This is a genomic window from Nocardioides sp. zg-1228 (genome assembly GCF_017086465.1).
Lineage (GTDB): Bacteria > Actinomycetota > Actinomycetes > Propionibacteriales > Nocardioidaceae > Nocardioides.
This window is the reverse complement of the sequence record NZ_CP070961.1, coordinates 407,173-432,075: the sequence shown is the minus strand read 5'-3', so window position 1 is coordinate 432,075 and position 24,903 is coordinate 407,173. Positions and strand designations below refer to the sequence as shown.

Genomic DNA, 24,903 nt, shown 5'->3' with positions numbered 1-24,903 from the left:
CCTCGATCAGCGTTCTCGCGACCTGCTGTCCGGCAGCATCTCCGGGCACCGTCCGCCGGGCGTGGTGAGCAGCTCGTAGTGCCAGATCTCGTTGGCGAAGGCCTGGCAGAGCCCGTACGCCGACCCGTGGTCGGCCATCCAGACCGCGCCGTCGGTCGGGCCGATGTCGACCGCGTCCCCTGTGACGTGAGCAGAGAAGTCGGGCGAGGCGACCCAGCGGCGGGCCTCCTCGAGAGAGCCGTACCTGTCCACGGCCTCTTCGAGGAGCAACTCCTGGTGGGCTCTGCTGCGCCACCCGCTGGTGACGTGCAGGTCGACCCCTGTCGTCCGGGCGTCCTCCGCGGCCGCCATCACCGCCTCGAGCAGTGCCGGGTCGAGCCGGCCGAGGGCGGCGTCGTCGTGCAGTCCTTCCCCCAGCTCGCGCGCCGCGGCCTCCGGGGGCGTCGCCCGCGCGGCGGGCCGGAGGATGCCGTTGCCCCCACCCGGTGAGTCACAGGCGAAGACGGCGACGCCGACGGCGGCGAGGGCCAGGGCGAGGAGGAGACGGGTCCCGGTGTCGATCACGCGACGACGCTAGGAAGTCCACCGTCGCCGGGGCCTCCACCCCAGGTGCCGCCCCGGGAGCGGCAGGTCCCGACCGGCTCAGACCCAGGTGTGGGACGCCGGCGCACCGGACGCGGGGCTCAGCAGCAGCGTCCGCCCGCCTGGTGCTCGCGCTCGTGGTCGCGGCGCCGCTCGAACTCGCGCCGCGACATCGGCGGCTCGCCGAAGGCCGCGCACTCCGCGACGTAGTCGTCCCACCGGGCCTCCCCGGTGAGCTCGCGGACGTAGCGCCGCAGCGTGCGCGCCGCCTCCGCCACCCGGGTCACCGGTGGCTCCCCGCCTCGGCGCCGCGGCCGGTGGCCTCCCACTCGCGCACCGCCTCCTTCTCCTCGGCGGTGGCGATGAAGTCGGAGGGCTGGACCAGGTGGGACTCGTGCCACGGCACCTCCGTGGTGGGCAGGCCGCCGGAGCGCACCGCCTTGGCCCAGATGACGAAGGCGTTGAGGACCACCACGATCACCAGGAGCGCGAAGAGCGCCTGCAGCGTGCCGTTGACCGTGGAGTTGAAGACCACCTGCTCCATCTGGTCGACGTCGGTCGCGGGGGCGAGCAGCTCGCCGGCGTCGAGGGCGTCCGCGTAGCGCTCGCGCTGGGTGAAGTAGCCGATGGCCGGGTTGTCGGAGAACACCTTCTGGTAGCTGGCGGTCATCGTCGTGACCAGGTCCCACGCCAGACCGATCCCCGGCACCCAGGCCCACTTCACCTTGCCGTGCTTGATCAGCAACGTCACGCACAGCGTCAGCGCGATGGCCGCCAGCAGCTGGTTGGCGATGCCGAAGAGCGGGAACAGCTGGTTGATGCCGCCGAGCGGGTCGGTCACCCCGACGTAGAGCATGTAGCCCCACAGCCCGACCACCACCGCGCTCGCCGACCACGCGGCGGGCTTCCAGGAGAGGTCGGCGTAGCGCGGCCACAGGTTGCCGACGGTGTCCTGGAGCATGAAGCGCCCGACCCGCGTGCCGGCGTCGACCGCGGTCAGGATGAAGAGCGCCTCGAACATGATCGCGAAGTGGTACCAGAAGGCGGCGAGCCCGCCGCCGAACGCCTCGGTGAAGATCTGCGAGATGCCGAGCGCGAGCGTCGGTGCGCCGCCGGTGCGGGAGATGAGCGTCTGCTCCTCCACCGCCGCGGCAGCCGCGGTGAGCTGGTCGGGGGTGATGCTGAAGCCGAGACCCGAGACGAACTCCGCGGCGGTGGCCGGGTCGGCCCCGGTGGCGCCGGCCGGGCTGTTCATCGCGAAGTAGAGACCGGGGTCGATCACGCAGGCGGCGATGAGGGCGCTGATCGCGACGAACGACTCCATCAGCATCCCGCCGTAGCCGATCATCCGGACCTGGCTCTCCTTGGCCACCATCTTGGGCGTGGTGCCCGACGAGATGAGGGCATGGAAGCCCGACAGGGCGCCGCACGCGATGGTGATGAACACGAACGGGAACAGCTTGCCCGCGAACACCGGCCCGTCGCCGTCGACGGCGAAGTCGGTCACCGCCTCCTGCTGCAGCACCGGCGCGGCGAGCACCAGGCCGATGGCGAGCAGCACGATCACGCCGATCTTCATGAAGGTCGACAGGTAGTCGCGAGGCGTGAGCAGCATCCAGACCGGGAGGATCGAGGCGACGAAGCCGTAGACCACCAGGCCGATCGTCAGCTGCTCCTTCGACAGCGTCAGCGCCTCCTCGAGGCCCATCTGCTCGACGTAGCCGCCGCCGATGATCGCGAGGAGCAGCAGGGCGACCCCGATCGCCGTGACCTCCGAGACCCGTCCCGGGCGCAGCACGCGCAGGTAGTAGCCCATGAACAGCGCGATCGGGATCGTCAGCCCGATCGAGAACACGCCCCACGGCGACTCGGCCAGCGCGTTGACGACCACCAGCGCGAGCACCGCCAGGATGATGATCATGATCGCGAAGACCGCGATCAGCGCGGCGATGCCGCCGACCAGGCCGATCTCCTCGCGCACCATCTGGCCCAGGCTCTTGCCGTCGCGGCGCATCGAGAAGAAGAGGACGACCATGTCCTGCACCGCCCCGGCGAAGATGACCCCGACGATGATCCAGATCGTGCCGGGCAGGTAGCCCATCTGGGCGGCGAGGACCGGGCCGACCAGCGGGCCGGCCCCGGCGATGGCGGCGAAGTGGTGGCCGAACAGCACGTGCCGGTCGGTGACGTCGAAGTCGCGGCCGTTGTCGTGCCGCTCGGCCGGGGTGGCCCGGGTGTCGTCGACGCCCAGCACCCGGTAGGCGATGAAGCGGGAGTAGAAGCGGTAGGCGATCGCGTAGGAGGACAGGGCTGCGAAGAGGATCCAGAGGGCCGAGACCTCCTCGCCGCGGGAGAGCGCCAGGACGCTCCAGCAGACGGCGCCGACGACGGCGACCGCGCCCCACACCACGATGGCCTTCGCGCTCATCCGGGACCGACCGCTCGGCGGTGACGGCGATCGGGGCGTGCTGGTCGACTGCGTGGCCATGCGCGACTCCTCCGTGCTCAGGCGCGCCCCGGCGGGCCGCGAGCCTTCCCCCGAATGACTACCCCGCCGGCCGACCCCACCGCAAGGTGTCCGCCACGGCGAACCCACCCCGCCGATCGGACCACCTCACGACGGATCGGTGCCACGATGGGCGCCATGGAGGTCGAGCTCGCCGAGGTCCGCGACTTCCTCGCGGGCCACGCGCCCTTCGACGGGCTGCCCCCGGGCGACCTGGCCGGTCTCCCCCGCCGGTGCACCGCGCGCTACGCCAGGCGCGGCACCGTCGTCCTCGACGTCGGCGAGCCGGGCGAGGGCCTCTACGTCGTGCGCTCGGGCGCCGTGGAGGTGTGCGACGAGGCCGGCGGGCTGGTCGACCGGATCGGCACCGGCGAGGCGTTCGGGATGAGCTCGCTGCTCGAGCACCGGCCCACGCGCCACCGCTGCACCGCCGTCGAGGACACGCTGCTGCTGGTCCTGGAGCCGGCGGCGTTCGACGAGCTGTGCCGCGCGCACCCCGACGTCGCCGCCTTCTACGCCGCCACCCACCACACGCGGCTCACGCGGGCGATCCGCAACCTCCGGCGGGCGACGTCGGGCAGCACCGCGCTGGGCACCCGCGTCGGCGACCTTGTCACCCGGCCCGCGGTGACCACGGCTCCCGGCACGCAGGTGCGCGACGCCGCGGTCACCATGTCGCGCGCCGGGGTCTCCAGCGTCCTGGTCGTCGAGGACGACGAGCTGCTCGGCATCGTGACCGACCGCGACCTGCGCAACCGCGTGCTCGCCGCCGACGTGCCGCCGCACACGCCGGTGCGCGCGGTGATGACCCCCGACCCGGCCACGCTGTCCCCCGACGCGCCGGCGTTCGAGGCGCTGCTGGAGATGGTCGCCCGCGACATCCACCACCTCCCGCTCACCGACGACGCCGGACGGCCGATCGGCCTGGTGACCACCACCGACCTGGTCCGGCTCGAGAACGCCGACCCCGTCCACCTGGCCGCGGCGATCGGCGGGCAGACGACGCTCGCCGGCGTCGTCGCCGAGGCGCCCGGCATCCGCGCCGTGCTCGGCCGGCTCGTGGAGCGCGACGTCACCGCCGCGGACGTCGGCCGCGTCGCGACCGCCCTCGGCGACGCCGTCCGACGCCGGGTGCTCGCGCTGGTCGAGGACGAGCTGGGGCCGCCGCCGGTGCCCTACAGCTGGGTCGTGCTCGGCTCGGCCGCCCGCGACGAGGAGGGGTTCACCGCCGACCAGGACCACGCGATCGTGCTCGCCCACGAGCCGGACGACGCCGGCGCCGCCTGGTTCGCCGAGCTCGCCGCGCGGGTCACCGCTGCGCTCGAGGAGTGCGGCTGGCCGCGCTGCCCGGGCGAGGTGATGGCCACCAACCCCCAGTGGCGGCTGAGCGTCGCGCAGTGGCAGGACCAGTTCACCCGGTGGTCGCGCGAGCCGCACCCCGACGCCGTGCTGCGCGCGGCGATCTTCCACGACATGCGCCACCTCGCGGGCGAGCGGCGGCTCGCCGAGCAGGTGCACCGCGCGTCGGTGCGGACCGCCTCCCCACGCCTGCTCGGCCACCTGTCGCGGCAGGCGCTGTCGATGCGCCCACCGCTCGGCTTCTTCCGCGGACTCGTGCTGGAGCGCCACGGCGAGCACCGCGACACCCTCGACATCAAGCGCCCCATCGCCGCGGTCGTGCAGCTGGCCCGCATCCATGCCCTCCGCGCGGGGTCGCCCGCCCTCACGACGCGACGCCGGCTCGAGGCCGCGGTCGCGGGGGGCGTCCTCGACCGGGACGCCGCGACCGAGCTCGCCGACGCGCTCGAGCTGATGAGCCACCTGCGCCTGCACCATCAGGCGGCGCAGGTGGCGGCCGGCGAGACGCCCGACAACAACGTGCGCCCCGCCGACCTGACGCAGTGGCAGCGCCGCCACCTGCGCGACGCCTTCGAGATCGTCCGGTCCGCGCAGCAGACCCTGTCCAGCCGCCTGCCGCCGGGGTTCGAGTGAGGGCGCTCCGTCCCCTCCTGACCCGCCGCCCGCGCGGGCCGGATCGCTATCCGCCGGGCCCGGTGCGCGAGCTCGCGGCGGCGCCCGCCCCACCTGCCGCGACGCCGGTGTCGCGGCTCGAGCTCCTCGCGCTGGACGTCGAGACGACCGGCCTCGACCCGCGCACCGACCACCTGCTCTCGCTCGGGTGGGTGCCCCTGGCGGGCGGACGCGTACGGCTCGCCGACGCGCGCGAGCACCGCGTACGTCCTCCCGACGGCGTGGGCGTGGGTGCCTCGGCCACGTGGCACCGCCTGACCGACGACGGGCTCGCCGACGCCCCCGCGGTGGCTGACGTCCTGCCGCAGCTGCTCGCCGACCTGCACGGCCGGGTGCTGCTCGCCCACCACGCGCCGATCGAGGTGGGGTTCGTCGCCGCGGCCACGCTGGCGGCGTACGGCGCCCGGGCACCGCTGACCGTGGTGGACACCCTCGCCCTCGAGCACCGGCTGCGTGCCGACGTGCACGGGGAGGTGCAGGGCTCGTTGCGGCTCGACGCGGCCCGCCGCACCTACGGGCTCCCCCGCTACGCCGCCCACGACGCCCTGACCGACGCGATCGCCGCGGCCGAGCTGCTCCTCGCGCAGGTCGCCGAGCTCGAGCAGCGGCTGGGCCGCGAGGTGCTGCTGCGCGACCTGCAGCCGAAGCGGTCCGGGTAGCGGTCCCGGGCCTCAGCCGGCGACCGACGGCTCCGCGACCGGCACCAGCTCGTCCGCGATCCCGCGCGCTCAGGCGGAGGCGCCGGGCGCGAAGCGCCACTCGAGCGTCGCGCGGTAGGTCTCCCCCGGCCGCAGCACGGCAGACGGCCACTCGGGCCGGTTGGGCGAGTCGGGGAACAGCTGCGGCTCGAGCGCGACGCCGTCGCCCTGGCGGTAGCGGCCGCCGCGGGTCGAGCGGCGGGTGCCGTCGAGGACGTTGCCGGTGTAGACCTGCACGCCGGGCTGGTCGGTCCACACCTCGACGCTCGTGCCGGTCGCCGGGGAGGTGAGCACCGCGGCCCGGCGCAGCCCGGTGCCGCGCACGACGTAGTTGTGGTCGAGGCCGCGGGTCGCGACCATCTGGGGGTGCTCGGCCCGCAGCACCGGCCCGAGCACCGCCGGGCGGCGCAGGTCGAACGGGGTGCCGGCCACCGGGGCGTGGTCGCCGAGCGGGATCCCGCTGTCGTCCACCGGCGTGTAGGCGTCGGCCTCCACCGTCAGCTCGTGGCCGTCGATCGTCCCCGCCCCCTCGCCGTCGAGGTTGACGTAGGCGTGGTTGGTCAGGTTGACGACGGTGGGGGCGTCGGTCGTCGCGTGCATCGCCACCCGCACCGCGTCGCCCTCGACGCGGTAGCGCACCCGCACCGACACCTCCCCGGGGAAGCCCTGGTCGCCGTCGGGGCTCACCAGCGTGAGCACCGCCTCGTGGGTGTCGTGCGACTCGACGTCCCACAGGCGTACGTCGAACCCGTCGGGGCCGCCGTGCAGGCTGTTGCCGCGGTCGTGCGTGCGCACCTCGACCTCGCGGCCGTCGAGCACGAACCTGCCCGCGGCGATCCGGTTGGCGTAGCGACCGATGGTGCCCCCCACGTAGTCGCTGCTCGCGAGCCGCTCCTCGACGTCGGGATGGCCGAGCACGACGTTGCGCCGCTCGCCGTCGCCGCACCCGACCACCAGCCGGTGGACCGTGGCACCCAGGGTGAGCACCTCCACCACGGGCCCCGGCGCGGCCCCGATCGTCAACAGGCGCACCTCGCGCCCGTCGGGCATCCGGCCGAACACCCGGTCGTGCGTGTCGTCGCTCACGCCCCCATCCTCGGGCATCGCGCCCCGGCTCCAGGGGCGCGCCCCGCCGGTCCCGCAGTCCGGAAGTCCCCCCCTGGGGGTGGATTGTGGGCAAAGCCCGGCGGCACGCGCCGTCGCGACGTACGGTCGTGCCCGCATGGGGGGCTGGATCCGGGACCCCGCCGGGCCGGGGGGCTGGCGGGAACCGGGCACGGCAGACCGCGCGCCGCGCCGGAGGATCGCGACAGTTTGCCGGTTCGCCGGACAGCGCGGCGCGCGGCCCCTATGCTCCCCTGCACCGGCCGCCCACCGCGGCGTCCGGCGCGGACCCTGGCCGTCGGTGCCCACCAGCCGACCGAACGGCGAGTCCACCCCCGCTACGACTCGAGGTCGACCAGCCTGCGGGTGCGGGTGATGCCGGCCGCCGGGTCGACGACCTTCTGGTCGGCGGCGACGTCGAGCCGCTCCATCAGGACCCCCAGGGCCTGCCCGATGACGAGCCGGTCGTGCATCCCGAGGCCGAGCTGGTCGATCTGGCGCTCGGCCTCGGTCACCAGCGCCAGGTGGGCGGCGATCGCCTGGCCGACCGCGACGTCGTCGGAGTAGACGGACAGCGACATCATCGACGCCACCTCGAGCTCGGCGTGCACCCGCGAGGCCCACTGCGGCCAGCCCTGGTGCGTCGGAGGGAGCCGGCGCACCGATCAGGACAGCCGGAAGACATGCACGACGTGGGGGGTGTCGACCAGCGTGTGCGGGGCGAACGCGTGGTAGGCCCACAGGTGGACCCACGCGTTGCCGGTGCGCACCGTGAGGTAGGTCTTGAACATCCCGGGCGCCAGGTAGGTGAGCACCACGAAGACCAGGGAGAGCAGGGCGGACCGCGGCGAGTCCAGGACCGCCCAGGCGTCCCACACGTGCAGCGCCGCATAGGTGAGGCCGCCGCACAGCACCGTCGCGGTCACCGACCCGGTGAGGCGGAGGAAACGCGGGACCAGGATCGCGTAGAGGAACACCATCGCCGGCAGCCCGGTGCCGAGCAGGTAGAGCACGAACGTCAGGGCGGCTCCCCGCACCAGGACGCCCGCCGGGAGGTCGAGGCTGTCCGGCCGGAGCACGAGGACCTGGGAGCAGGTCTCGAGGGCGAGGACGACGGCCACCACGAGCAGGTCGTTGCGACGGTCCGACGACCTCAGGCCGAGCGAGGTGGCGCTGTAGCGCCGGCCGAACCAGGCGAGCGGGATGATCGCGTAGACCACGAGGTTGTAGGCCGCCCACGCCAGCGCCTCGAGCGGCTCCACGTGCGCGTGCGTGCCGAACAGGGTCCCCGCGAGGTGCAGCCCGAACGGGCTCCACCCCATCGCGCTCGCCAGGAGGTGGCCCCCCGCCAGCCCGCACGCGCCGTAGCCGAGCAGGCCGAGGGTCTCCCGCCACGCCTGCCTGCGCTCCGGCGCGCGCGCGGCGACCCCGGGGTCGGTGCGACGGCGGGTCAGCCACCTCACCACGAGCATCAGCACCAGCACCTGGAGCAGGCCCACGTTGGTCTCGAGGAGGACGTCGCCGGTGCTCAGCCCGGCGCGCGCGGGCCAGTCGAACGGCAGCGACCCCGGCGCGGCGAGCCAGACGTACGCGTTGGCCGCGAGCCACAGGGCGACCACCGTCGCCAGTGCCCGACGCCCCCGCGGCGCGGCCGTCCTGGTGTCAGGTCTCGTGTCGAGACTCATCGCCGACCCCCGTTCTATTACGACTGTGATAGAACGCACGCTAGCACAGGTGTGATACACAGAGCCGTGCCCCGAGCCGTCGATCGTGAGGAGCGCCGCCGCCAGCTCGCCGCGGCGGTGTGGCGGGTCGTCCGCGACGAGGGGGTGGAGCAGGCCTCGGTCCGCAACGTGGCGCGCGAGGCCGGGCTGTCGACCGGGTCACTGCGCCACTACTTCGCCAGCCAGTCCGACCTCCTGCGGTTCGCGATGCACCTGGTCATCGAGCGGCTGGAGGCCCGCGTCGCCGCGCTCGCCCTGCCCGACGACCGCCTCGCGGCCGCGAAGACCGCGCTGGCCCAGCTGTTGCCGCTCGATCCGGAGCGGGCGGTCGAGAACGAGGTGTGGCTGGCGTTCTCGGTCAGGGCGATGGTCGACGACGACCTGCGGGCGCTGCGCGACGACGCCTTCGACCGGCTGCGGGCGGCGTGCCACCGGTGGGCGGGCGCACTGCTGTCGGACGCCTCGCCGGAGGTCGTCGACCTCGAGGCCGAGAGGCTCTTCGCGCTCGTCGACGGGCTCGCGGTGCACGCCGCGCTGCGACCCGACGCCGCCTCCGTGTCGGGGATGCAGGCGGTGCTGGACCTGCACCTCGAGGCGCTCGCCCAGCGGGCGGTCAGTCCCCCGGGTTGACCCCGCACGCCTCGTCGAGGTGTCCGAAGGCCACGGTGACCCACGCGGGGGCGCCGTCCTCGTTGCCGTGCTCCGCGACGTGGTCGGCGGCGTCGGCAGCGTCGCCGAAGACCCGCTCGACCTCCGCGTCGCCGCGCTCGGCGACGTCGCGGAGCACGCTGGCGGCCCGCCCCACGTCACCCGCGGTCATCGCGTCCTCCACGGGCTCGCGCACCTCCGCGCACGCCTCGGTCATCGACAGCTCGTCGGCGCCGCACCCGGCCACCGCGAGCACGGTGACCAGTGCCAGTCCGAGCCGCACCATCAGCGTCCCCTCACCATCGTCGAGCCGCGTCGCGACCTCGCCACCTCGAACGTACTGGAGATCGGCGTCCGCGGGGATGCCGCGCCTCATCGGCGGACGCGGAACGTCCAGGTCGCGGCCTGCCGGTTGCCGGCGGCGTCCACGACGACGAGTCGCGCGGTGTGCCGGCCGAGGGCGAGCGGGCGGCGCGGCGTCCACCGCACCTGCCCGCGCCGGGCGACGTGGCGCACCGGCGCGACCCGGGCGCCGTCGACCTGCAGCACGACGCGTCGTACGGACGAGTGGGCGTCGCGGACCCTGGCCCGCAGCGTGGGGGTGCGGTCGGTGGTCACCGACGGCCGCACGGCGCGGACGACCGGGGCGGTGCGGTCGACGGCCCACTCGTGCGAGGCCGGGGTGGCGTCGGCGTTGCCGGCCGCGTCGCTCGCCCGCACCAGCAGCCGGTGCCGGCCCTGGTCGAGGCCGGCGAAGCGCGCCGTCGCGGGGCAGGCCTGCCACGCGGCGCCGTCGAGGCTGCACGTGAAGGTGCTGCCGGCCTCGGTGCTGGTCAGCGTGAAGGTCGCCCGCCGGGCACGGACCACGCCCTCGGGCCCGCCGCTCACGGCGGTGTCGGGGGCCGCGGTGTCGACCGGGGTCGGCCCGGGGGGCGCGGCCACGGCCACGGCCACGGTCGCGATGTCGGTGTTGCCGTGACCGTCGGCGACCGTCAGCTTCGCGGTGTGGGTGCCGCTGGCGGCGTAGACGTGGTGCGGGTCGGTGCCGCGGCCGGTGCTGCCGTCGCCGAAGTCCCAGGCGTAGGTGAGTCCGGCGACGCTGGGCGCCAGGTCGACGCAGCCGATGCGGAGCGCGGGGTTGTCGGGGTCGTGGATGACGACCGAGACCGCCTGCTCGTCGGCTCGCTGGGGCTGGACGACCTCGACCAGCCCGCTGCGTCCGTGGGCGTCGGAGGTGAAGGGAAGCCAGATCTCGTTGGCCTCCTCGAACGGCAGCGCCTCGTCGAACCGGAAGTGTGCGCCGGCGTTGTTGGACGAGCAGGCCTCCTCGTGCACGTGCACCATGTGCATGGCGCGGGCCTTGAGTCCGCTCACGTCGAGGGAGGCGTGGGTGGCACCGCGCCGGCGCACCATCGTGGCGGTGCCGGTGAGCTCGGGGTAGGCCGTGAGCCCGTGGGCGAATGCCCGGAACGGCCCGCTGGTGCTCACCTCGGCGGAGAACGCCACCGCGAGAGGCGCCGTCCCCGAGGCCGGCGTCGCCGTCGCGGAGACGTGCGGCAGCTCGTGGTGGGCGTGGGCGTCGGTCACGGTGATGTCGACGGTGTCGGTCCCGGTGACTCCGTCGGCGTCGGTGGCGGCGAGCGTCGCGGTGTAGCGCCCGGGCGAGGCGTAGGAGTGCTGGTGCTCGGCCCCGGCGCCGGTCACGCCGTCCCCGAAGTCCCACACGTAGGTCAGCTCGCCGTCGCCGGCGTGCTGGGCCGAGCCGCTGAAGGCGACGTCGAGCGGCGCCGGCCCGGTCGTCGGGGTCGCGCTCGCGTCGACCGTCGGCGCCTCGCCCCCGGGCTCCCCGGACTCGGTCACCACGACCGTGCCGGTCATCATCGTGCCGTGGATGGAGCAGGTGTAGGAGTAGGTGCCGGGCGCGGTGAACGTGTGCCGGACCGGGCCGTCCGGGTCGTCGGGCGTGCGGTACTCCTGCACCGGGGGCACCCAGGTGCCGGCGGGCGTGTCCACCGACGTGAGGTCGTGCTCCTGGCGGGCCGTCGGCCACTCGAAGCGCCACTCGACCGTGTCGCCGACCGCGATCGTGACCCGCGACGTGCCGGTGTCGCGTGAGCGCCAGCTGTTGCCGTCGGCGTCGTCGACCGCGTCCACGACCCAGGTGCGCGCCGCCTGGCCGGCAGCCGGCGCGGGCGAGCCCGGGAGCGCGCCGGCCGCCACGAGGCCGGAGAGCACGAGAACGGCGGTCACGGCAGTCGTCACAGCGGCCCGCAGGGCCCGACGTGAGGTGAGCATCACACGACGCTAGGGCGACGCGTGGCACACGGTCAAGAACCTCGTCCTACCATGTGAACGGATCCTTGAGTGGGTCCACACTTGTGGACGCCCGGTGACGGAACGGCCCCCGCGGAGTCCCGCGGGGGCCGTTCGCGTCTCGCACCGGGTGCGGCTCAGGTCAGCGGACCCAGAACCACTCCCGGACCTGGCTCCCCGAGGTGCTCGCGTTGCCCCGGTAGGTGACCGACACCCAGTGCCTGCCGACCTTGAGGTTGCGCTCGACCTTGAGGACGTAGCGACCCTTCTTGTCGAGCCTGGCCACCGTGACCAGGCGTCCGTCGATGCGGATCTGCACCTTGCCCCTCGCCGGCACGCCCCGCAGCGACGCGACCTTGGCGACCACCCTGAAGTCGCGCTTCCAGGTGAGCACCTCGGGCTTGATCGTCACGACGGTCCGCGACCTCGCCTTGCGGGTCGGCCCGGGGTCGACGACGACGGTGACGTCCGCGGACGACGCACGGTGGCTGGCGTTGCCGGCGTAGCGCAGCGTCAGCACGTGCTGGCCGACCGGCAGGGACCGCGGCGGCAGCACCACGGTGCCACGACCACCCGCGACCGCAGCGGTCGCGACCAGGGCTCCGTCCTTGCGCAGCTCGACCGTCCCGGACGCGGTCTCCGGAGAGACCGTGACCGACACCGAGCCGCTTGCGCCGTAGGTCACCGGCAGCGCCGCACCCGCGACCGCCGTGGTGGCCGGACCGTCACCGGGCTGGCCCGGTCCGCCGCCCGCCGCCTTCTTCACCGTGATGGTCACCGTCGTCGCCGCCGAGGTGGCGGTGCCGTCGCTGGCCCGGTAGGTGAAGAGGTCGGTGCCGGAGTACGCGGCCCGCGGGGTGTAGGTGAACGACCCGTCGGCACCCAGCACCACCGTGCCGTTGGCCGGCTGGGTGAGACCCGTCGCGCTCAGGCTGTCGCCGTCGGCGTCGGTGTCGTTGCCCAGCACGCCGGGCGCCGGGAGCACCAGCGGTGCGCCCTCGACCGCGTTGAACGCGTCGGGTTGCCCGACCGGAGCCCTGTTGACCGGCGGCACCTCGGCCTTCCGCACCGTGATGGTCACCGTCGTCGCCGCCGACGACGACGCGATCCGGTCACTGACCCGATAGGTGAAGGTGTCGGTGCCCGAGAACCCGGCCCGCGGGGTGTAGGTGAACGACCCGTCGGCGCCCAGCACCACCGTGCCGTCGGTCGGCTGGGTGAGACCCGTCGCGATGAGGCTGTCCTCGTCCGCGTCGGTGTCGTTGCCCAGCACGCCGGGCGCGGCGACGGTGAGGGGGGTGCCCTCGTCGGTGCCGTAGGCGTCCGCGCCACCGACCGGCGCCCGGTTGGGCGGCGGGCAGGTGGCGACCTCGGCGACCTGGTCGGCGTCGAGCTCGTAGCCGTAGATCCGGAAGTCGTCGACCAGCTCGGTCGGCTTCGGGTCGGGATAGCTGGTGTTGCCGATGAAGTTGGCGGTCGTGCCATCCTCCCCGACGTCACCCATGTCCACCGGGATGGTGTTCTGCGCCATCAGCTCGCCGTCGAAGTAGATCCGTCCGACCGTGCCGGGTCCGTCCGCGGAGGGCCCGAGGGTGACCACCACGTGCGTCCACTCGTTGAGGGGAAGATCCCCCTCACCGGGCAGCTGGATGCGGTGGTCGGTCCCGTTGTCGACGCGCAGCGTGGCCGCGAACCCGCGGTCGCCACCGAAGGTCGAGGACTGGATCAGCAGGTACTCCTGGGTGCTCTTGCCGATCTGGACGTGGGTGGTCCAGTCGGGCAGGTCGGTGGGTCGGATCCACGTGGACAACGAGAACTCCGCATCCATGCCGGCCGTGATGTTGTTGGGCAGGTTGACGTGACCGGTGCCGTTGAGCGACACCGCACCGGCGCACTGCCCGGTCCCCCAGCCAGCACCCTGCACGAGCGTCGCCGCTCCGACGGACGCGTCGATCCCGGAGTTGTGCACGGACGTGCCCTGTCCCTCGTCGAACCTGTAGTGGACGGGGATCCCCGCGGACGGCGGCGGCCGGGACACGATGTGGGTGGTGGAGGCCTGCGAGTCGCGCCAGCCCTCCCCGGCCACGAAGCGCACCTCGATCTCGTGCTGTCCCTGCCCCAGCGTGAGGGGCAAGAACGCCACCGCACCGTCGACGACGTCGACCGGCACGCCGATCCGGCCACCGTCGACCCAGAGCTCGGCCTCGCCCTCGGGGTCGCCCGGGACCTCGTCGGTCACCGTCGCGGAGACCGTGAGCGGCTCGTTGAACGGGGAGGGCGACTCGGGCGTGACCGTGAGCGTGGTCGTGGTCTCGAGGGCGGTGCCCTCCTCGTGGAGCGACGTGACGTCGGCCTGGGTCAGCGTGGACTCGTAGAGCCGCACGTCGTCCATCAGCCCGTCGAACGACGGGTCGTCGACGTAGCCGTTGCGCCCCAGCCAGTTGTTGGCCGTGGGCCCGACGTCGCCCATGTCGATGGTGAGGTCGTCCTCCGCGGCGATGACCTCGCCGTTGAGGTAGAGCGTGCCCGTCGCGCCCTTGCGGGTGAAGACGACGTGGTTCCACTGTCCCTGCACCACGTCGACCTCGTCGGGCGCCTGGACGCGCTCCTGGAGGTTCGAGCCCTTGGCCTTGAAGGTGGCCGCCAGGCCACGGTCGCCGCCGCTGGTGCGCATCTGGATCTGGAAGAAGCTGCCGGCGTCGCCGAGCCCGTCACCGATGTGGAACAGGTTGATCCAGTCGCCCATCGTGTCGGGGCGCACCCAGAACGAGGTGGTGAAGTCGTCCGCACCTCGCAGCAGGTTGTCGGGCAGGTCGGCGGTGTTGGCGTTGGGACCGCCCGGCAGGTCGAGGGCGCCACCGATGACGCCGTCGGCCGCCCACCCGGTCTCGCCGGTCAGCTCGGCCGACCCGACGGACCTGTCGGTGCCGGTGTTGGCCGCCGTGCGACCCTCCTGCTCCTCGAACTCGTAGTGGACCGCGACGTCACCGGTGCCGGGGTCGACCGCGGTGATGACGAGGTTGTCGATCATCATCCCGGCGTCGCCGTCACCCGCCTCGAGGCGGAGCGTCTCGTTGCGCCTGCTCGCGGTGAAGCTGCTCACCCAGGTGCCGTAGACGACCTCCTGCCCGTTGCCCTGCGAGGGCAGGTCGGTGCCGGCCGTCAGCGTGTGGTCGAGCGAGCCGATGGCCACCCGCGCGTTGGCGGGACCGGCCGGTGCGGCAGACCTGCTGTCGCGGGCGTAGCGCAGGTGGATGCGGTAGTCGCGGCCCGGGTCGAGACCCGGGACGACCCGCGACAGCGCGCCCGACTGGCCGAGGGCCAGGCTGTAGCCCACCTTGCCGAGCGCGCCCTGGCTGGCGTGCTGGGCGGGAACCAGCTGGACCTGGCTGTCGACGTTCCACGGAGCCATCCGGCCGCTGTCGGGGGCGATGTCGGCGATCGCGCCGGCGTTGCCCGGGAAGCGGGGGTACTCGAACATCTCGACGACCTGCGGGGTGCGCTGGTCCATCGTGACCGTGGGGTCGATGTCGAGGATCGAGGCGACCGACGGGGTGCCGTCCTCGTCGAAGACGAACAGCATGTAGGCGCCCGGAGGGGCGTAGGTGGCGTCCACGGGCGAGGTGACGGTGATCCCGTCGGGGCCCTGGACGAAGTCGAGGTCCTGGAAGTTCTGGTCGTTGTTGAAGCTGTGGGTCACCGACCCGTTGCGGACCAGGGTCACCCGCGAGACCGGCGTGGACGCCTCGATCTGGAACGTGCCGTCGTAGCCGATCTCCTGGGGGGCCTCGGTGATCTCCGGGCGCTCGGCGAGCTCGTCGCCGTCGAACAGGTAGGCCGGGGAGTAGTACTCCACGTCCGTGTAGTTGCGCGGACCCGGGGCGCCACCGCCACCGATCATGACGCGGCCGTCAGGAAGGAGCAGCGCCGCGGAGTGGTAGAGCCGCGCGTGCTCGTAGGGCACCTCGATCGTGGTCCACTTCCCGGTGTCGGGGTTCCAGATCTCGGCGTTGGTGACGTAGCCGCCGTTCTCGGCGTTCTGGCGGCTGCCGCCGGTGACCAGGACGTCGCCGTCGGGCAGGATCGTCGAGTTGGCCCAGTGCCGCTGGTACTTCATCGGCTCGGTCGGCTCGATGACCGGGCTGGCGGTGCCGCCGGGAGTGGTCAGGTCGACGGTGAAGCCGGCACGGGCCCCGTCGGGGCCGCCGCCGTTGGCCCACCAGCCGCCACCGACCTGCAGGATCTTGCCGGGTCGGTACATCGCGGCCGTCGACGTGGCGCCGACGGGGTTGCCCTGGGCGCCCTGGTTGGCGATGTTCGCCGGGAGCTCGCTGATCAGCGTCAGCTCGCCGGTGCCGTCATTGCCGTCGGGGTCGAGCTCGTACATCTGGGTGCCGGTGATGTTGAACAGCGTGCCCTTGCCGGGGGTCACGAAGGCCCGGGGGTACCACCAGCGGTTCTGGTGCCTGCCGTAGGCCGCCTCGCTCTTGGCGCCGGTCAGCAGCCTCCAGCTGGCGCCCTCGTCGGGGGTGTAGACCTCGGGGGTCAGGACACCCGGACCGCCGGGGCCGCCGCTCAGGCTGCCGCCCTGGACGACGACGGAGCCGTCGGGCATGGTCGTGCCGGTGGGGTACCACCGGGCGTAGTGCATCGGGGCCTCGTTCTGCAGGCCGTTGTTGGTGTCGTAGCTGGTGACGCCCATCGACGCGTCGTTGGGCGCGTTCTCGCCGAGGCCGTCGTCGCCCCCGACGGTCAGCACCTTCTTGGTGTGAGGGCTCTGCACCTGCATGGAGCAGAACAGGTCGGTGTAGGTGGCGTTCTCGATGATCCCGGCGCGCAGCTCGGCGCGGGTCATGTCCATGCTCCTCGGCTCGGCCGGGTCCCAGATGTCGATCTCGACCTGGCCCCCCTGGTAGATCGACTCGTCGCCGGTCCAGTCGAACGCGCCCGGGCCGCCCTGGCCGCCCTTGCTGCCGAAGGACTGCACCTTGCCGTCCGTGGTCAGCGCCATGTTGATGGGCATCAGGGGCCACGGCACGACGCCGCTCCACGAGCCCTCCTCGTCCTTGACCGGCGGCGAGCAGTCGGCCTCGAGCAGGCCCGCGGCGTAGGCGAGGCCGTGCTTCATCTGCGTGCGGATGTAGGGCTCGGCGTAGGACGTCTCGGTGTGGCCGAGCCCGGAGTACCACGAGCGGCCGTCGTCGATCTCCTGGCACCAGGTGATCGGGTGGGTGGTGCCCTGGCGACCCATGCCGTAGGAGAACTCGTCGGCCTCGACCAGGGTGCGCACGTGCGGCGCCGGGTTGACCGTCCAGTCGTACCACTCGTCCTGGCGGTTGACCCTGCTCGGCAGGCCCTCGGTGAGCGGGTGCTCCTCGTCCTCGACGACGACGTCACCCGGCCGCACGCCGGGGTCCTCCGGGTGTCCCTCGGACATGGCGCCCACCAGGCGGAGGTAGAACGGGTTGACGTCGTGCTCGCTCTGACCCACCGACCAGCCGGTGTAGTGCATGCCGGTGAAGCCACCGCCGCCGCGGATGTACTCCTCCAGCGCGGCACGCTGCTCCAGGTTGAACAGCACGCCGCCGGTCTGCATGAACGAGACGGTGTCGACGGTGGCGAGGTTGGCGGTGTTGAACGCCGCGGGGTCCTCCGTCGCCTGGATCTGCACCTCCTGGTCGTACTCCTCGCCCAGGTCGGCCGCGAGGTCGCGGATGGCCTGGACGCCCTCGTCCCATGAGGCGTGGTAGCCGGTCTTGTAGAAGAGCAGCACCCGGAGGACGCCGTCGTCCGCGGGCGCGGCGGCAGCGACCGGCGCGGCGGAGACGGGCGGCGCCACGCCGCCGGCGACCGCCAGGGCGGCCGCGAGCGCCACCGCGGGAGCGAACGACGTGGGCATGGACTTCACGCGTGAGGCTCGCGCGCGAAGAGAAGGGCGAAGCTTCATCTCGGGATCCCTCGGCTTGGCTCGGATGACTCGAGGGCGTGGCTGTCGCCGGCACTCGTGGGCCGAACGTATGACCGTCATCACACAGAGTCAAGAAACTGGTCCACGATTCTGGACGATCTGGACCACTTGTCCACGTACGTGGACGACCGCGCCTCGTGGGGCTCGGGCGGGCGTCGGGCGGGCGGGCGGCGCCCGCCCCTCGGAACGACGGTTGTGCCCCCCGTTCCGAGTTCCATATGCTGACATCTGTTCACATTCCCGACCCGCCTGTCCGTCGTCCTGCCCTCGCAGGCGTCCCGATCGAAGGAACCCTCATGCCCAACATCACCGTCGAGCTGCTGCGCGGCCGCACCGTCGAGCAGCGCCGCGCCTTCGCCGAGGCCGTCGCCGACAGCGCGGTGGAGATCCTCGGCGCACGCCGCCAGGACGTCCGCATGGTCTTCAGCGAGATCACCCCCGACACCGTCGCCAACGGCGGCGTGCTGGCGAGCGAGGACCAGTCGCGAGCCGGGGTGGTGGCCGCCCTCGACGACAGGGGCTGAGCCGCACCCGGCCTCCCGCTCGAGGACGCCCACGACGCGACGAGGGGCCCCGCCGGATCACTCCGGCGGGGCCCCTCGCTGCGCGCGGTGTCGGCGCGGGTCAGCGCACGACCCGGATCCGCTGCCGGTCCCTGCTCCACTCGGTGGCGGCGTCACCGCTGTAGGTGACCGCCACCATGTGCCGCCCGACGTTGAGGTTGCGCCGGATCCTCACGACGTAGCGCCCCTCGTCGTCGAGCCGGCCCACCGCCACCCGGCGACCGTCGATGCGCACCTTCACGGTGCCGGTCGGCGGCCCGGCCTCGCCCAGCACCGAGCCGACCTGCACGACGACGCGGAAGTCCTGCTTCCACCTCAGCCGCGTGGGCCGCACCTTCACGAGCGTCCGCGACGCCACCGTGGTGGTCGGCGCCGCCTCCACCAGCACGGTGACCTCTCCCGTGGACGCACGGTGCTTCGCGTCGCCGCCGTAGTGCAGCGTCAGGGCGTGCTGCCCCACCGGGAGGGAGCGCTGCGGCAGCAGCACCATGGCCTGCCCACCCGTGACGGCGCCCGTCGCGAGCACGTGGCCGCCGCGCCGCACCTCGACCAGGCCGGTGGCCGACTGCGGGGAGAGGGTGAGCGACACCGCACCGCTCGCGCCGTAGGTCACCGGCAGCGCCGCCCCCGCGAGGGCCGTGGTGGTCAGCCCGTCGTCGGGCAGGCCCGGTTCGCCGCCGGTCGCAGGCGACACCGTGACGACCACCGTGGCAGGCGCCGACAGGTCCTCGCCGTCGCTGGCCCGGTAGGTGAAGAGGTCGGTGCCGGAGAACCCGGCTCGGGGGGTGTAGACGAGCGAGCCGTCCTCGGCGAGCTCGAGTGTGCCGTGGGCGGGCGGCGTCGCGTCGACGGCCGTCAGCTCCTGCCCGTCCGCGTCGGAGTCGTTGCCCAGCACGCCCGGTGCCGCCAGCACCAACGGCGCACCCTCCACCGCGTCGAACGCGTCGGGCTCCGCGACCGGGGCCGCGTTGACCCTGATGGTCACCGTCGTCGGCTCCGAGCCGGCGACGCCGTCGCTGGCCCGGTAGGTGAAGGTGTCGGTGCCGGCGAACCCGTCGCTCGGGGTGTAGGCGAACGAGCCGTCCCCGGCCAGGTCGACCGTTCCGTGGGCCGGCTGGGTGAGCCCGGTCGCGGTGACGTCGTTCCAGTCGGGATCGGTGTCGTTGCCCAGGACGCCGGGCGCGTCCACGGTGAGGACCTGGTCGGCCCCGGTGGAGTAGGAGTCCGCCACCGCGACCGGCGCCGCGTTGGGCGGCTCGGCGGCGTGGAGGGTGGCGACCTCCTCGGCGCTCAGCTCGTACCCGTAGAGGCGGAAGTCGTCGACCGTCCCGCCCGGACGGGGGTCGTTCCAGCTGGTGTTGCCGATGAAGTTGGCCGTCGTCCCGCCCTCGCCCACGTCACCGATGTCGACGGGGATGTTGTGGCGGGTGGCCGCGTCGACGAGCACGCCGTCGAGGTAGATCCGGCCAGTGGTGCCTCCGCCCGTGGGCGACGGGCCGAGGGTCACCACGACGTGGGTCCACTCGCCGAGCGGCAGGTCGGAGTCGCCGGGCAGCATGATGCGGTACTGCTCGCCGTCGTCGACGCGCAGCGTGGCCGCGAAGCCCCGGTCACCGTTGATGACCGACGACTGCAGGAGGAAGAACTCCTGGGTGCTCTTGCCGAGCTGGACGTGCGTGGTCCAGCTGGGCAGGGTGGTCGGCTTGATCCACGTCGAGACGGTGATCTCCTCGTCCATGCCCGCGGTGATGTCGTCGGGGAGCTCGACGTGGCTCGAGCCGGTCACCGGTCCGGCGGGGCCGCCGGGCAGGGAGACGCCGTCGTCGTACCTGCCCTCGGCCCACGTGGTCGCTCCGACCAGCGTCGCCGGGCCCACGGTGGTGTCGGTGCCGTAGTTGGCCGCCGTCGACCCGCTGCCCTCGTTGAAGGTGTAGTGGATCGGGGCGTCGGGGTCGTCGACCGGCCGCCGCACGACGTGCGTCGTCGTGGCACGGGAGTCGCGCCAGCCCGCGTCGCCGGCGAACCGGACCTGCACCTGGTGGGAGCCGCGGGCCAGGGCCAGCGCGGGGAACGCCACCGCACCCTCCGACACCTCGACGGGGTCGCCGACGAGCGCTCCGTCGACCCACAGCGAGGCCTGCCCCTCGGCCGCGTCGTCGTTCTCGTCGCTCACCGTCGCCGAGACCGTGACCGGCTCGTCGACGACGGAGGGCGAGGCGGGGTCGACCGTCAGGGCGACCTCGGTGCGCAGGGCGGTGCCCTCGGCGTGGATCGCGCTCACCTCGTCGGCGCTCAGCGCCGCCTCGTAGAGCCGCACGTCGTCCATCAGCCCGTCGAACGACGGGTCGTCGACGTAGCCGTTGCGCCCCAGCCAGTTGTTGGCCGTGGGCCCGACGTCGCCCATGTCGATCGTCAGGTCGTTGCTGCTCGCGACCACCTCGCCGTCGAGGTAGAGCGTCCCGCTCGCGCCGGAGCGGGTGAAGACGACGTGGTTCCACCGGCCCGCCACGACGTCGACCTCGTCGGGCGCCTGGACGCGCTCCTGCAGGTTCGAGCCCTTCGCCTTGAAGGTCGCTGCGATGCCGCGGTCGCCGTTCTCGGTGCGCATCTGGATCTGGAAGAAGCTGCCGGCGTTGCCGAGCCCGTCACCGATGTGGAACAGGTTGATCCAGTTGCCCATGGTGTCGGGGCGCACCCAGAACGAGGTGGTGAAGTCGCTGGCCCCCTGCAGGAGGTTGTCGGGCAGGTCGGCGGTGTTGGCGTTGGGACCGCCCGGCAGGTCGAGCGCCCCGCCGTGCACGCCGTCGGGCGCCCACCCGGTGGCGCCGACCAGCGTGGCCGCCCCCACGGACGCATCGGTGCCGGTGTTGGCCGCGGTGCCGCCTGCCTGCTCCTCGAACTCGTAGTGCACCGGCACCTCGGACGTGCTGGCGTCGGGCGCCACGCCGTCCTTGATCTCGATGCCACGGAAGTCGACCGCGTGGGACGCGCCCCGGTTCTCCAGCCCGATGAACCCGTTGGTGGCCAGGGGCTGCGCGCTGGCGTAGGTGTTGACCAGGGTGCCGTTGAGGAAGACGCGGACCTGCGAGCCGGTGAGCTGCACGAGGTAGGAGTTCCACTCGCCAGCCGGACGCTCCGCGGCTGCGACGGCGTCCTGGTCCGGGGTCTGCGCCGTGCCGCCCGTCGGCACGATCGCACCGGTGTCGGTGCCGATGGGGATCCTGACGCCGCCGACCGGGTCGGCGCCGGTCCGGCTCGTGGAGGCGAGGTAGACGCTCGACTCGTCGTCCGCGCCGTCGCGTCGCCAGTCGAGCCTGAGCGTGTAGGGCGCGGACTGCTGGGTGGTGAACCACTCCGCGCCACGACCGCGGATGGTGCGGATCGTGCAGTCGGTCTGGCGCCCGAAGCCGCCGGAGCCGGCCTTGCGCCAGCCGTCGAACGACGCGAAGGTGCCATCGAAGAGCGCGCGGTAGCCGGGACGGACGGGGGTCCCCGCGCAGGGGTCAGGAGTGGTGCCGCCGACCTGGATGGCGTCGAAGTTGAGCCGGCAGAAGTCCACCGACCGGTCGCACTCCAGCGCCAGCGTGTTGGCACCCGCGTCGAGGGTCACCTCGGTCGACACGAAGTCCCAGGCCTCCCAGTCCTGGAGGCTGGTCATCGGGAACGCGAGCTGCTGACGGGTGCCGTTGGTGCGCAGCCCCATCGAGCGCGTGACGTTCTCGGCGGCGCTGAGCGGCCCGGCGGCGTAGCGCACGTGGACGGGGTAGACGCCCGCCTCGGGCACGGTCACCGTCATCGCGGAGGCCATCCCGCTCTCGCGGAACGTGTAGGACCCCTCGCCCGAGAAGTTGCCGTGGTCGCCGGAGTTGTAGGCGGGGCCGCCGCTGATCACGCCGTCCTCGACCTCTACCCAGGCGGCGACGTCGTCACCGGGCGCGGCAGCCGCCGCGGCGGGCGAGGCGGTGACGCTGCCGAGGCCGGCCACCAGGCCCAGCGCGGCGAGGGCGGCGGTCGCCGGGCGGCGGATGGCCCGGAGCGGGCCGGGGTGGGCAGACCTGCGGAGAAGCTTCATCACGGATCCCTCGGGTTGGGCTCGGCGCGAGGGCAGGCGTGCCAGGGAGGCAGGGGGTGCCGGCGCTCGACGTGTGGGCTGACCGTATGACCGTGGTCACACAGAGTCAAGAAGTCGATCCAGACTGGTGAACCAGAAGGACTCTCTGTCCACGTATGTGCACCGCCGTCTAGACCGAGGGTGCGCGGCCGGCCGCCCGGGGGCCGAGCTCGAGCAGCGACCTCACGACGCGGGCCTCGCGGGACCGGTCGAGGCGAGCGAGCGGCACGGCCACGCTGACCGCGTGGACCGGGGCGCCGGCCGGCACCAGCGCCCCGACCGCCACGGCGAAGCACCGGATGCCCGGACACACCTCCTGGCTCTCCACCGCGTAGCCGCGGACGGACGCCTGCTCGATCGCGGCCAGCACGGCCGCGCGGTCGGTGCGGGTGTGCTGGGTCATCCTGGTGATCGCCCCCGGCACCAGTGCCTCGCGCACCGCCACGGGCCGGGTGGCCAGGACCGCCCGGCCGAGCGACGTGGACCAGGCCGGCATCCGCCGCCCGACGGCCGAGGCCATCGGCACCGGGCGGGCCGACTCGCGCTTGTCGAGGAAGACCACGTGGGAGCCGTGCAGCCGGCCGAGGTGCACCGTCTCCCCGGTCGCGGCCGCCAGCCGGTCGAGGATCGGCGCGGCGCGGGCGATCACGGGGTCGTCCTCGACGTGGGCCGCGCTCACCGCCATCGAGCCGAACCCGAGGCGATAGGCGCCCCGGGCGTGGTCGAGCTCGAGCCAGCCGCGCTCGGTCATCGTCCTCAGCACCGCGTGCATGCTGCTCTTGGGGATGCCCATCCGCAGCGACAGCTCCGCCCGGGTGGCCGGGCCGTGCGCCGCGATGTCCTCGAGCAGGTCGAGGACGCGGGCGGCGGACTTGACGGGGACACCGCCCGTCACGCCGGGCCGGTCGTCGTTGCTGGTCATCGCGGCACCGATCACCCGTCGCCGACGCTGAAGGCGAACGTCTGCACGGGGTTGTCGAACTCGCTCACCCGCAACGACATCTGCACCCGCCAGGTGCCCGGCGCCGGCAGCACCACGTCGCCGGCGTACTCCCCCGGTGCGATCGACTCGAGGGCGATCTCACCGAGGTCGATGTCGTCGGACTCGACGCGGATCCTTGGTGCGTCGAAGCCCTCGAAGGGCTCGCCTGCGGCGTCGCGCGTCGACACCGACACGGTGTTGGCCCCTGTGGCGAGCGGGTCGAGGGTGACCTCGACCGCGTGCTCGCCGAGCATGCCGGTCTGCACGCCCGGCTCCGCGGCCCCGGCGGAGTCGGCGCCTCGATCGGCCTCCGGGTTGCGGTCGACCAGCATCCCGGTCACCAGCAGCAGCACGACGAGGAGGACGGCCTCGGTCGCGGCGGCCCGGACCACGAGGCGGGCGCCGGAGCCCAGGTCGTCCGACGGACCCGCGGCGCGCACCCGCGGCAGCACGGCGTACCTGTTCCACCCGGCGATGGCGACCACGAGCAGGGCCACGCCGATCTTGATCGCCAGCAGTCGGCCGTAGCCGGTGTCGAACAGCGCGGTGAGCGACCCCATGATCCGCCAGGCCAGCACCGTGCCGGAGACGACGAGGACGGCCAGCACGCCTGCGGCGACCGTCGAGAACCTGGCGAGCACGTCGGCCGCGACCGGGCCACGCCCGGCGAGCACGGGCAGCACCAGCACCAGGGCGACCAGCCCGCCGAGCCACACGCTGCCGGCGAGCAGGTGCAGCATGTCGACGCCCACCACGAGCGCCTCGGGCGAGGCCGCCCGGGTGTGCCCGGTCAGTGCCGGCGCGCAGGCGGCCACGACGGCGGCCGCCAGCGCGACCCGCCCGCGCGTGCGACCGGGCCCGGCGGTGCCTACCATCAGGGTCGCGAGCAGCACGCCCAGCGCCACGCAGGCCGCGACCACGTACTCGGTGCTCGCCATCGTCGACCACGCCGCGGACTGCATCAGCGAGTCGGCGCCGCCGCCGGACTGGTAGAGGGCGGTGAGCGGGAGCCCGACCAGCCACGCCACCGCCGTGAGCGGCGCGGCGACGCGCAGCACCCGGACCAGTCGTCGGCGTGCCCGCGTGTCGTCGTCGGCGGCAGGCAGCACCGCCGCGACGAACCACGCCAGCCCGACGCACAACAGCAGGCCGACGTAGCCGAGCCACCGCGCGGCCGTGAGGGTCCACGGCACGTCGTCGGTGGGGGTGGCGGCGGCCGGTGGCACCTGCACCGTCTCGCTCGCCGCGCCGATCGAGAAGCTCAGCGACCCGCTGACGGGGTGGCCGTCCTCGGAGATGACCCGCCAGACCACCACGTAGGTGCCGTCGCCGACCTCCTGGTCGAGGCCGACCGTGAGCACCTTGCCCTTGACGGCCGAGGACGAGGGCACCACGCCGCCGACGGCGTCGAAGACCTGGACCCCGTCGGCGACCCCGGCGACCGCCTCGGTGAACGTGAACGCCATCTGCTCGGGGGCGGCGTCGAGCACGGCCCCCTCGGCGGGGTCGGTGCTCACCAGGTCGGCGTGGGCGCTCGCGGGAGCGCCCGTGCCGACCGTGAGGGCGACGACGAGCCCGGTGAGGAGCACGGCGACGAGCCGCACGAGCCGCCGCGCCACCGGCGCGCGATCGCGGCTCACGTCCGACCGCGGTGGAGCAGGAGGCTGGCCGCG

Annotated in this window: 16 protein-coding genes; 4 read left to right on the top strand and 12 right to left on the bottom strand. The window is 73.4% G+C overall.

Annotated elements, in window-relative coordinates:
• Positions 1-6: 6 nt before the first annotated feature.
• The 3 genes from JX575_RS02030 to JX575_RS02020 form a co-directional block, all read right to left on the bottom strand.
• Entirely contained in the window at positions 7-564 is a 558-nt protein-coding gene (locus JX575_RS02030; protein ID WP_186340033.1) for a M15 family metallopeptidase, read from the bottom strand.
• Between the two features lie 119 nt (positions 565-683).
• Positions 684-869, bottom strand: coding sequence for a YbdD/YjiX family protein (locus JX575_RS02025; RefSeq protein WP_186340032.1), 186 nt, complete (start codon positions 867-869; stop codon positions 684-686).
• Positions 866-3,070 (bottom strand): carbon starvation CstA family protein, encoded by a 2,205-nt coding sequence (locus JX575_RS02020; RefSeq protein ID WP_277395311.1) that lies wholly within the window; start codon positions 3,068-3,070, stop codon positions 866-868. Before JX575_RS02020 ends, JX575_RS02025 begins: the two co-directional genes overlap by 4 nt.
• A 156-nt stretch (positions 3,071-3,226) precedes the next feature.
• Here JX575_RS02020 and JX575_RS02015 point away from each other — a divergent pair, with 156 nt between their 5' ends.
• Together JX575_RS02015 and JX575_RS02010 are read left to right on the top strand one after the other, a co-directional pair.
• Positions 3,227-5,080 (top strand): DUF294 nucleotidyltransferase-like domain-containing protein, encoded by a 1,854-nt coding sequence (locus JX575_RS02015; RefSeq protein WP_186340031.1) that lies wholly within the window; start codon positions 3,227-3,229, stop codon positions 5,078-5,080.
• 62 nt (positions 5,081-5,142) lie between these two features.
• Positions 5,143-5,778, top strand: coding sequence for an exonuclease domain-containing protein (locus JX575_RS02010; RefSeq protein WP_206054484.1), 636 nt, complete (start codon positions 5,143-5,145; stop codon positions 5,776-5,778).
• Between the two features lie 69 nt (positions 5,779-5,847).
• On the opposite strand, the gene JX575_RS02005 is transcribed toward JX575_RS02010, so the two are convergent.
• The 3 genes from JX575_RS02005 to JX575_RS01995 form a co-directional block, all read right to left on the bottom strand.
• Positions 5,848-6,903: an aldose epimerase family protein gene (locus JX575_RS02005; protein ID WP_206054483.1), complete on the bottom strand. Its 1,056-nt coding sequence runs from the start codon at positions 6,901-6,903 to the stop codon at positions 5,848-5,850.
• A 356-nt stretch (positions 6,904-7,259) separates the two neighbouring features.
• Positions 7,260-7,583, bottom strand: coding sequence for a hypothetical protein (locus JX575_RS02000; RefSeq protein ID WP_186340028.1), 324 nt, complete (start codon positions 7,581-7,583; stop codon positions 7,260-7,262).
• 3 nt (positions 7,584-7,586) lie between these two features.
• Positions 7,587-8,606, bottom strand: coding sequence for a hypothetical protein (locus JX575_RS01995; RefSeq protein ID WP_186340027.1), 1,020 nt, complete (start codon positions 8,604-8,606; stop codon positions 7,587-7,589).
• A gap of 66 nt (positions 8,607-8,672) precedes the next feature.
• Between JX575_RS01995 and JX575_RS01990 the strand changes: the two genes are divergently transcribed.
• The gene (locus JX575_RS01990; RefSeq protein ID WP_186340026.1) at positions 8,673-9,275 is read left to right on the top strand and encodes a TetR family transcriptional regulator C-terminal domain-containing protein; all 603 of its coding nucleotides are present in this window, start codon (positions 8,673-8,675) and stop codon (positions 9,273-9,275) included.
• Here JX575_RS01990 and JX575_RS01985 read toward each other — a convergent pair.
• The 3 genes from JX575_RS01985 to JX575_RS01975 all read right to left on the bottom strand — a co-directional run bounded on the left by JX575_RS01985 (position 9,259) and on the right by JX575_RS01975 (position 17,505).
• A complete protein-coding gene (locus JX575_RS01985) occupies positions 9,259-9,669 on the bottom strand; it encodes a hypothetical protein (protein ID WP_186340025.1) in 411 nt (136 codons plus the stop codon). The genes JX575_RS01990 and JX575_RS01985 overlap by 17 nt on opposite strands.
• Positions 9,666-11,588: a PKD domain-containing protein gene (locus JX575_RS19760; protein ID WP_186340024.1), complete on the bottom strand. Its 1,923-nt coding sequence runs from the start codon at positions 11,586-11,588 to the stop codon at positions 9,666-9,668. The genes JX575_RS01985 and JX575_RS19760 overlap by 4 nt, the downstream gene beginning before the upstream one ends.
• 160 nt (positions 11,589-11,748) lie before the next feature.
• Complete coding sequence (locus JX575_RS01975) at positions 11,749-17,505, bottom strand: ThuA domain-containing protein (RefSeq protein WP_241005410.1); 5,757 nt, start codon at positions 17,503-17,505, stop codon at positions 11,749-11,751.
• Positions 17,506-17,870: 365 nt separating this feature from the next.
• Between JX575_RS01975 and JX575_RS01970 the strand changes: the two genes are divergently transcribed.
• Positions 17,871-18,098 (top strand): tautomerase family protein, encoded by a 228-nt coding sequence (locus JX575_RS01970; RefSeq protein ID WP_186340022.1) that lies wholly within the window; start codon positions 17,871-17,873, stop codon positions 18,096-18,098.
• A gap of 100 nt (positions 18,099-18,198) precedes the next feature.
• Here the strand turns inward: JX575_RS01970 and JX575_RS01965 are convergent, their stop codons facing one another.
• The 3 genes from JX575_RS01965 to JX575_RS01955 all read right to left on the bottom strand — a co-directional run bounded on the left by JX575_RS01965 (position 18,199) and on the right by JX575_RS01955 (position 24,870).
• Positions 18,199-22,209, bottom strand: coding sequence for a LamG-like jellyroll fold domain-containing protein (locus tag JX575_RS01965; RefSeq protein ID WP_241005297.1), 4,011 nt, complete (start codon positions 22,207-22,209; stop codon positions 18,199-18,201).
• A gap of 169 nt (positions 22,210-22,378) precedes the next feature.
• Entirely contained in the window at positions 22,379-23,170 is a 792-nt protein-coding gene (locus JX575_RS01960) for an IclR family transcriptional regulator (RefSeq protein WP_186340021.1), read from the bottom strand.
• Between the two features lie 11 nt (positions 23,171-23,181).
• A complete protein-coding gene (locus JX575_RS01955; RefSeq protein ID WP_241005296.1) occupies positions 23,182-24,870 on the bottom strand; it encodes a copper resistance protein CopC in 1,689 nt (562 codons plus the stop codon).
• Positions 24,871-24,903: the final 33 nt, after the last annotated feature.

Bases quoted from the DNA above. Each gene is read 5' to 3' on its own strand.
- JX575_RS02015 (WP_186340031.1), top strand. From the start codon at position 3,227: ATGGAGGTCGAGCTCGCCGAGGTCCGCGACTTCCTCGCGGGCCACGCG.
- JX575_RS01965 (WP_241005297.1), bottom strand. From the start codon at position 22,209: ATGAAGCTTCTCCGCAGGTCTGCCCACCCCGGCCCGCTCCGGGCCATC.
- JX575_RS19760 (WP_186340024.1), bottom strand. From the start codon at position 11,588: ATGCTCACCTCACGTCGGGCCCTGCGGGCCGCTGTGACGACTGCCGTG.
- JX575_RS02020 (WP_277395311.1), bottom strand. From the start codon at position 3,070: ATGGCCACGCAGTCGACCAGCACGCCCCGATCGCCGTCACCGCCGAGC.
- JX575_RS01985 (WP_186340025.1), bottom strand. From the start codon at position 9,669: ATGAGGCGCGGCATCCCCGCGGACGCCGATCTCCAGTACGTTCGAGGT.
- JX575_RS01995 (WP_186340027.1), bottom strand. From the start codon at position 8,606: ATGAGTCTCGACACGAGACCTGACACCAGGACGGCCGCGCCGCGGGGG.
- JX575_RS01960 (WP_186340021.1), bottom strand. From the start codon at position 23,170: ATGACCAGCAACGACGACCGGCCCGGCGTGACGGGCGGTGTCCCCGTC.
- JX575_RS01970 (WP_186340022.1), top strand. From the start codon at position 17,871: ATGCCCAACATCACCGTCGAGCTGCTGCGCGGCCGCACCGTCGAGCAG.
- JX575_RS01975 (WP_241005410.1), bottom strand. From the start codon at position 17,505: ATGCCCACGTCGTTCGCTCCCGCGGTGGCGCTCGCGGCCGCCCTGGCG.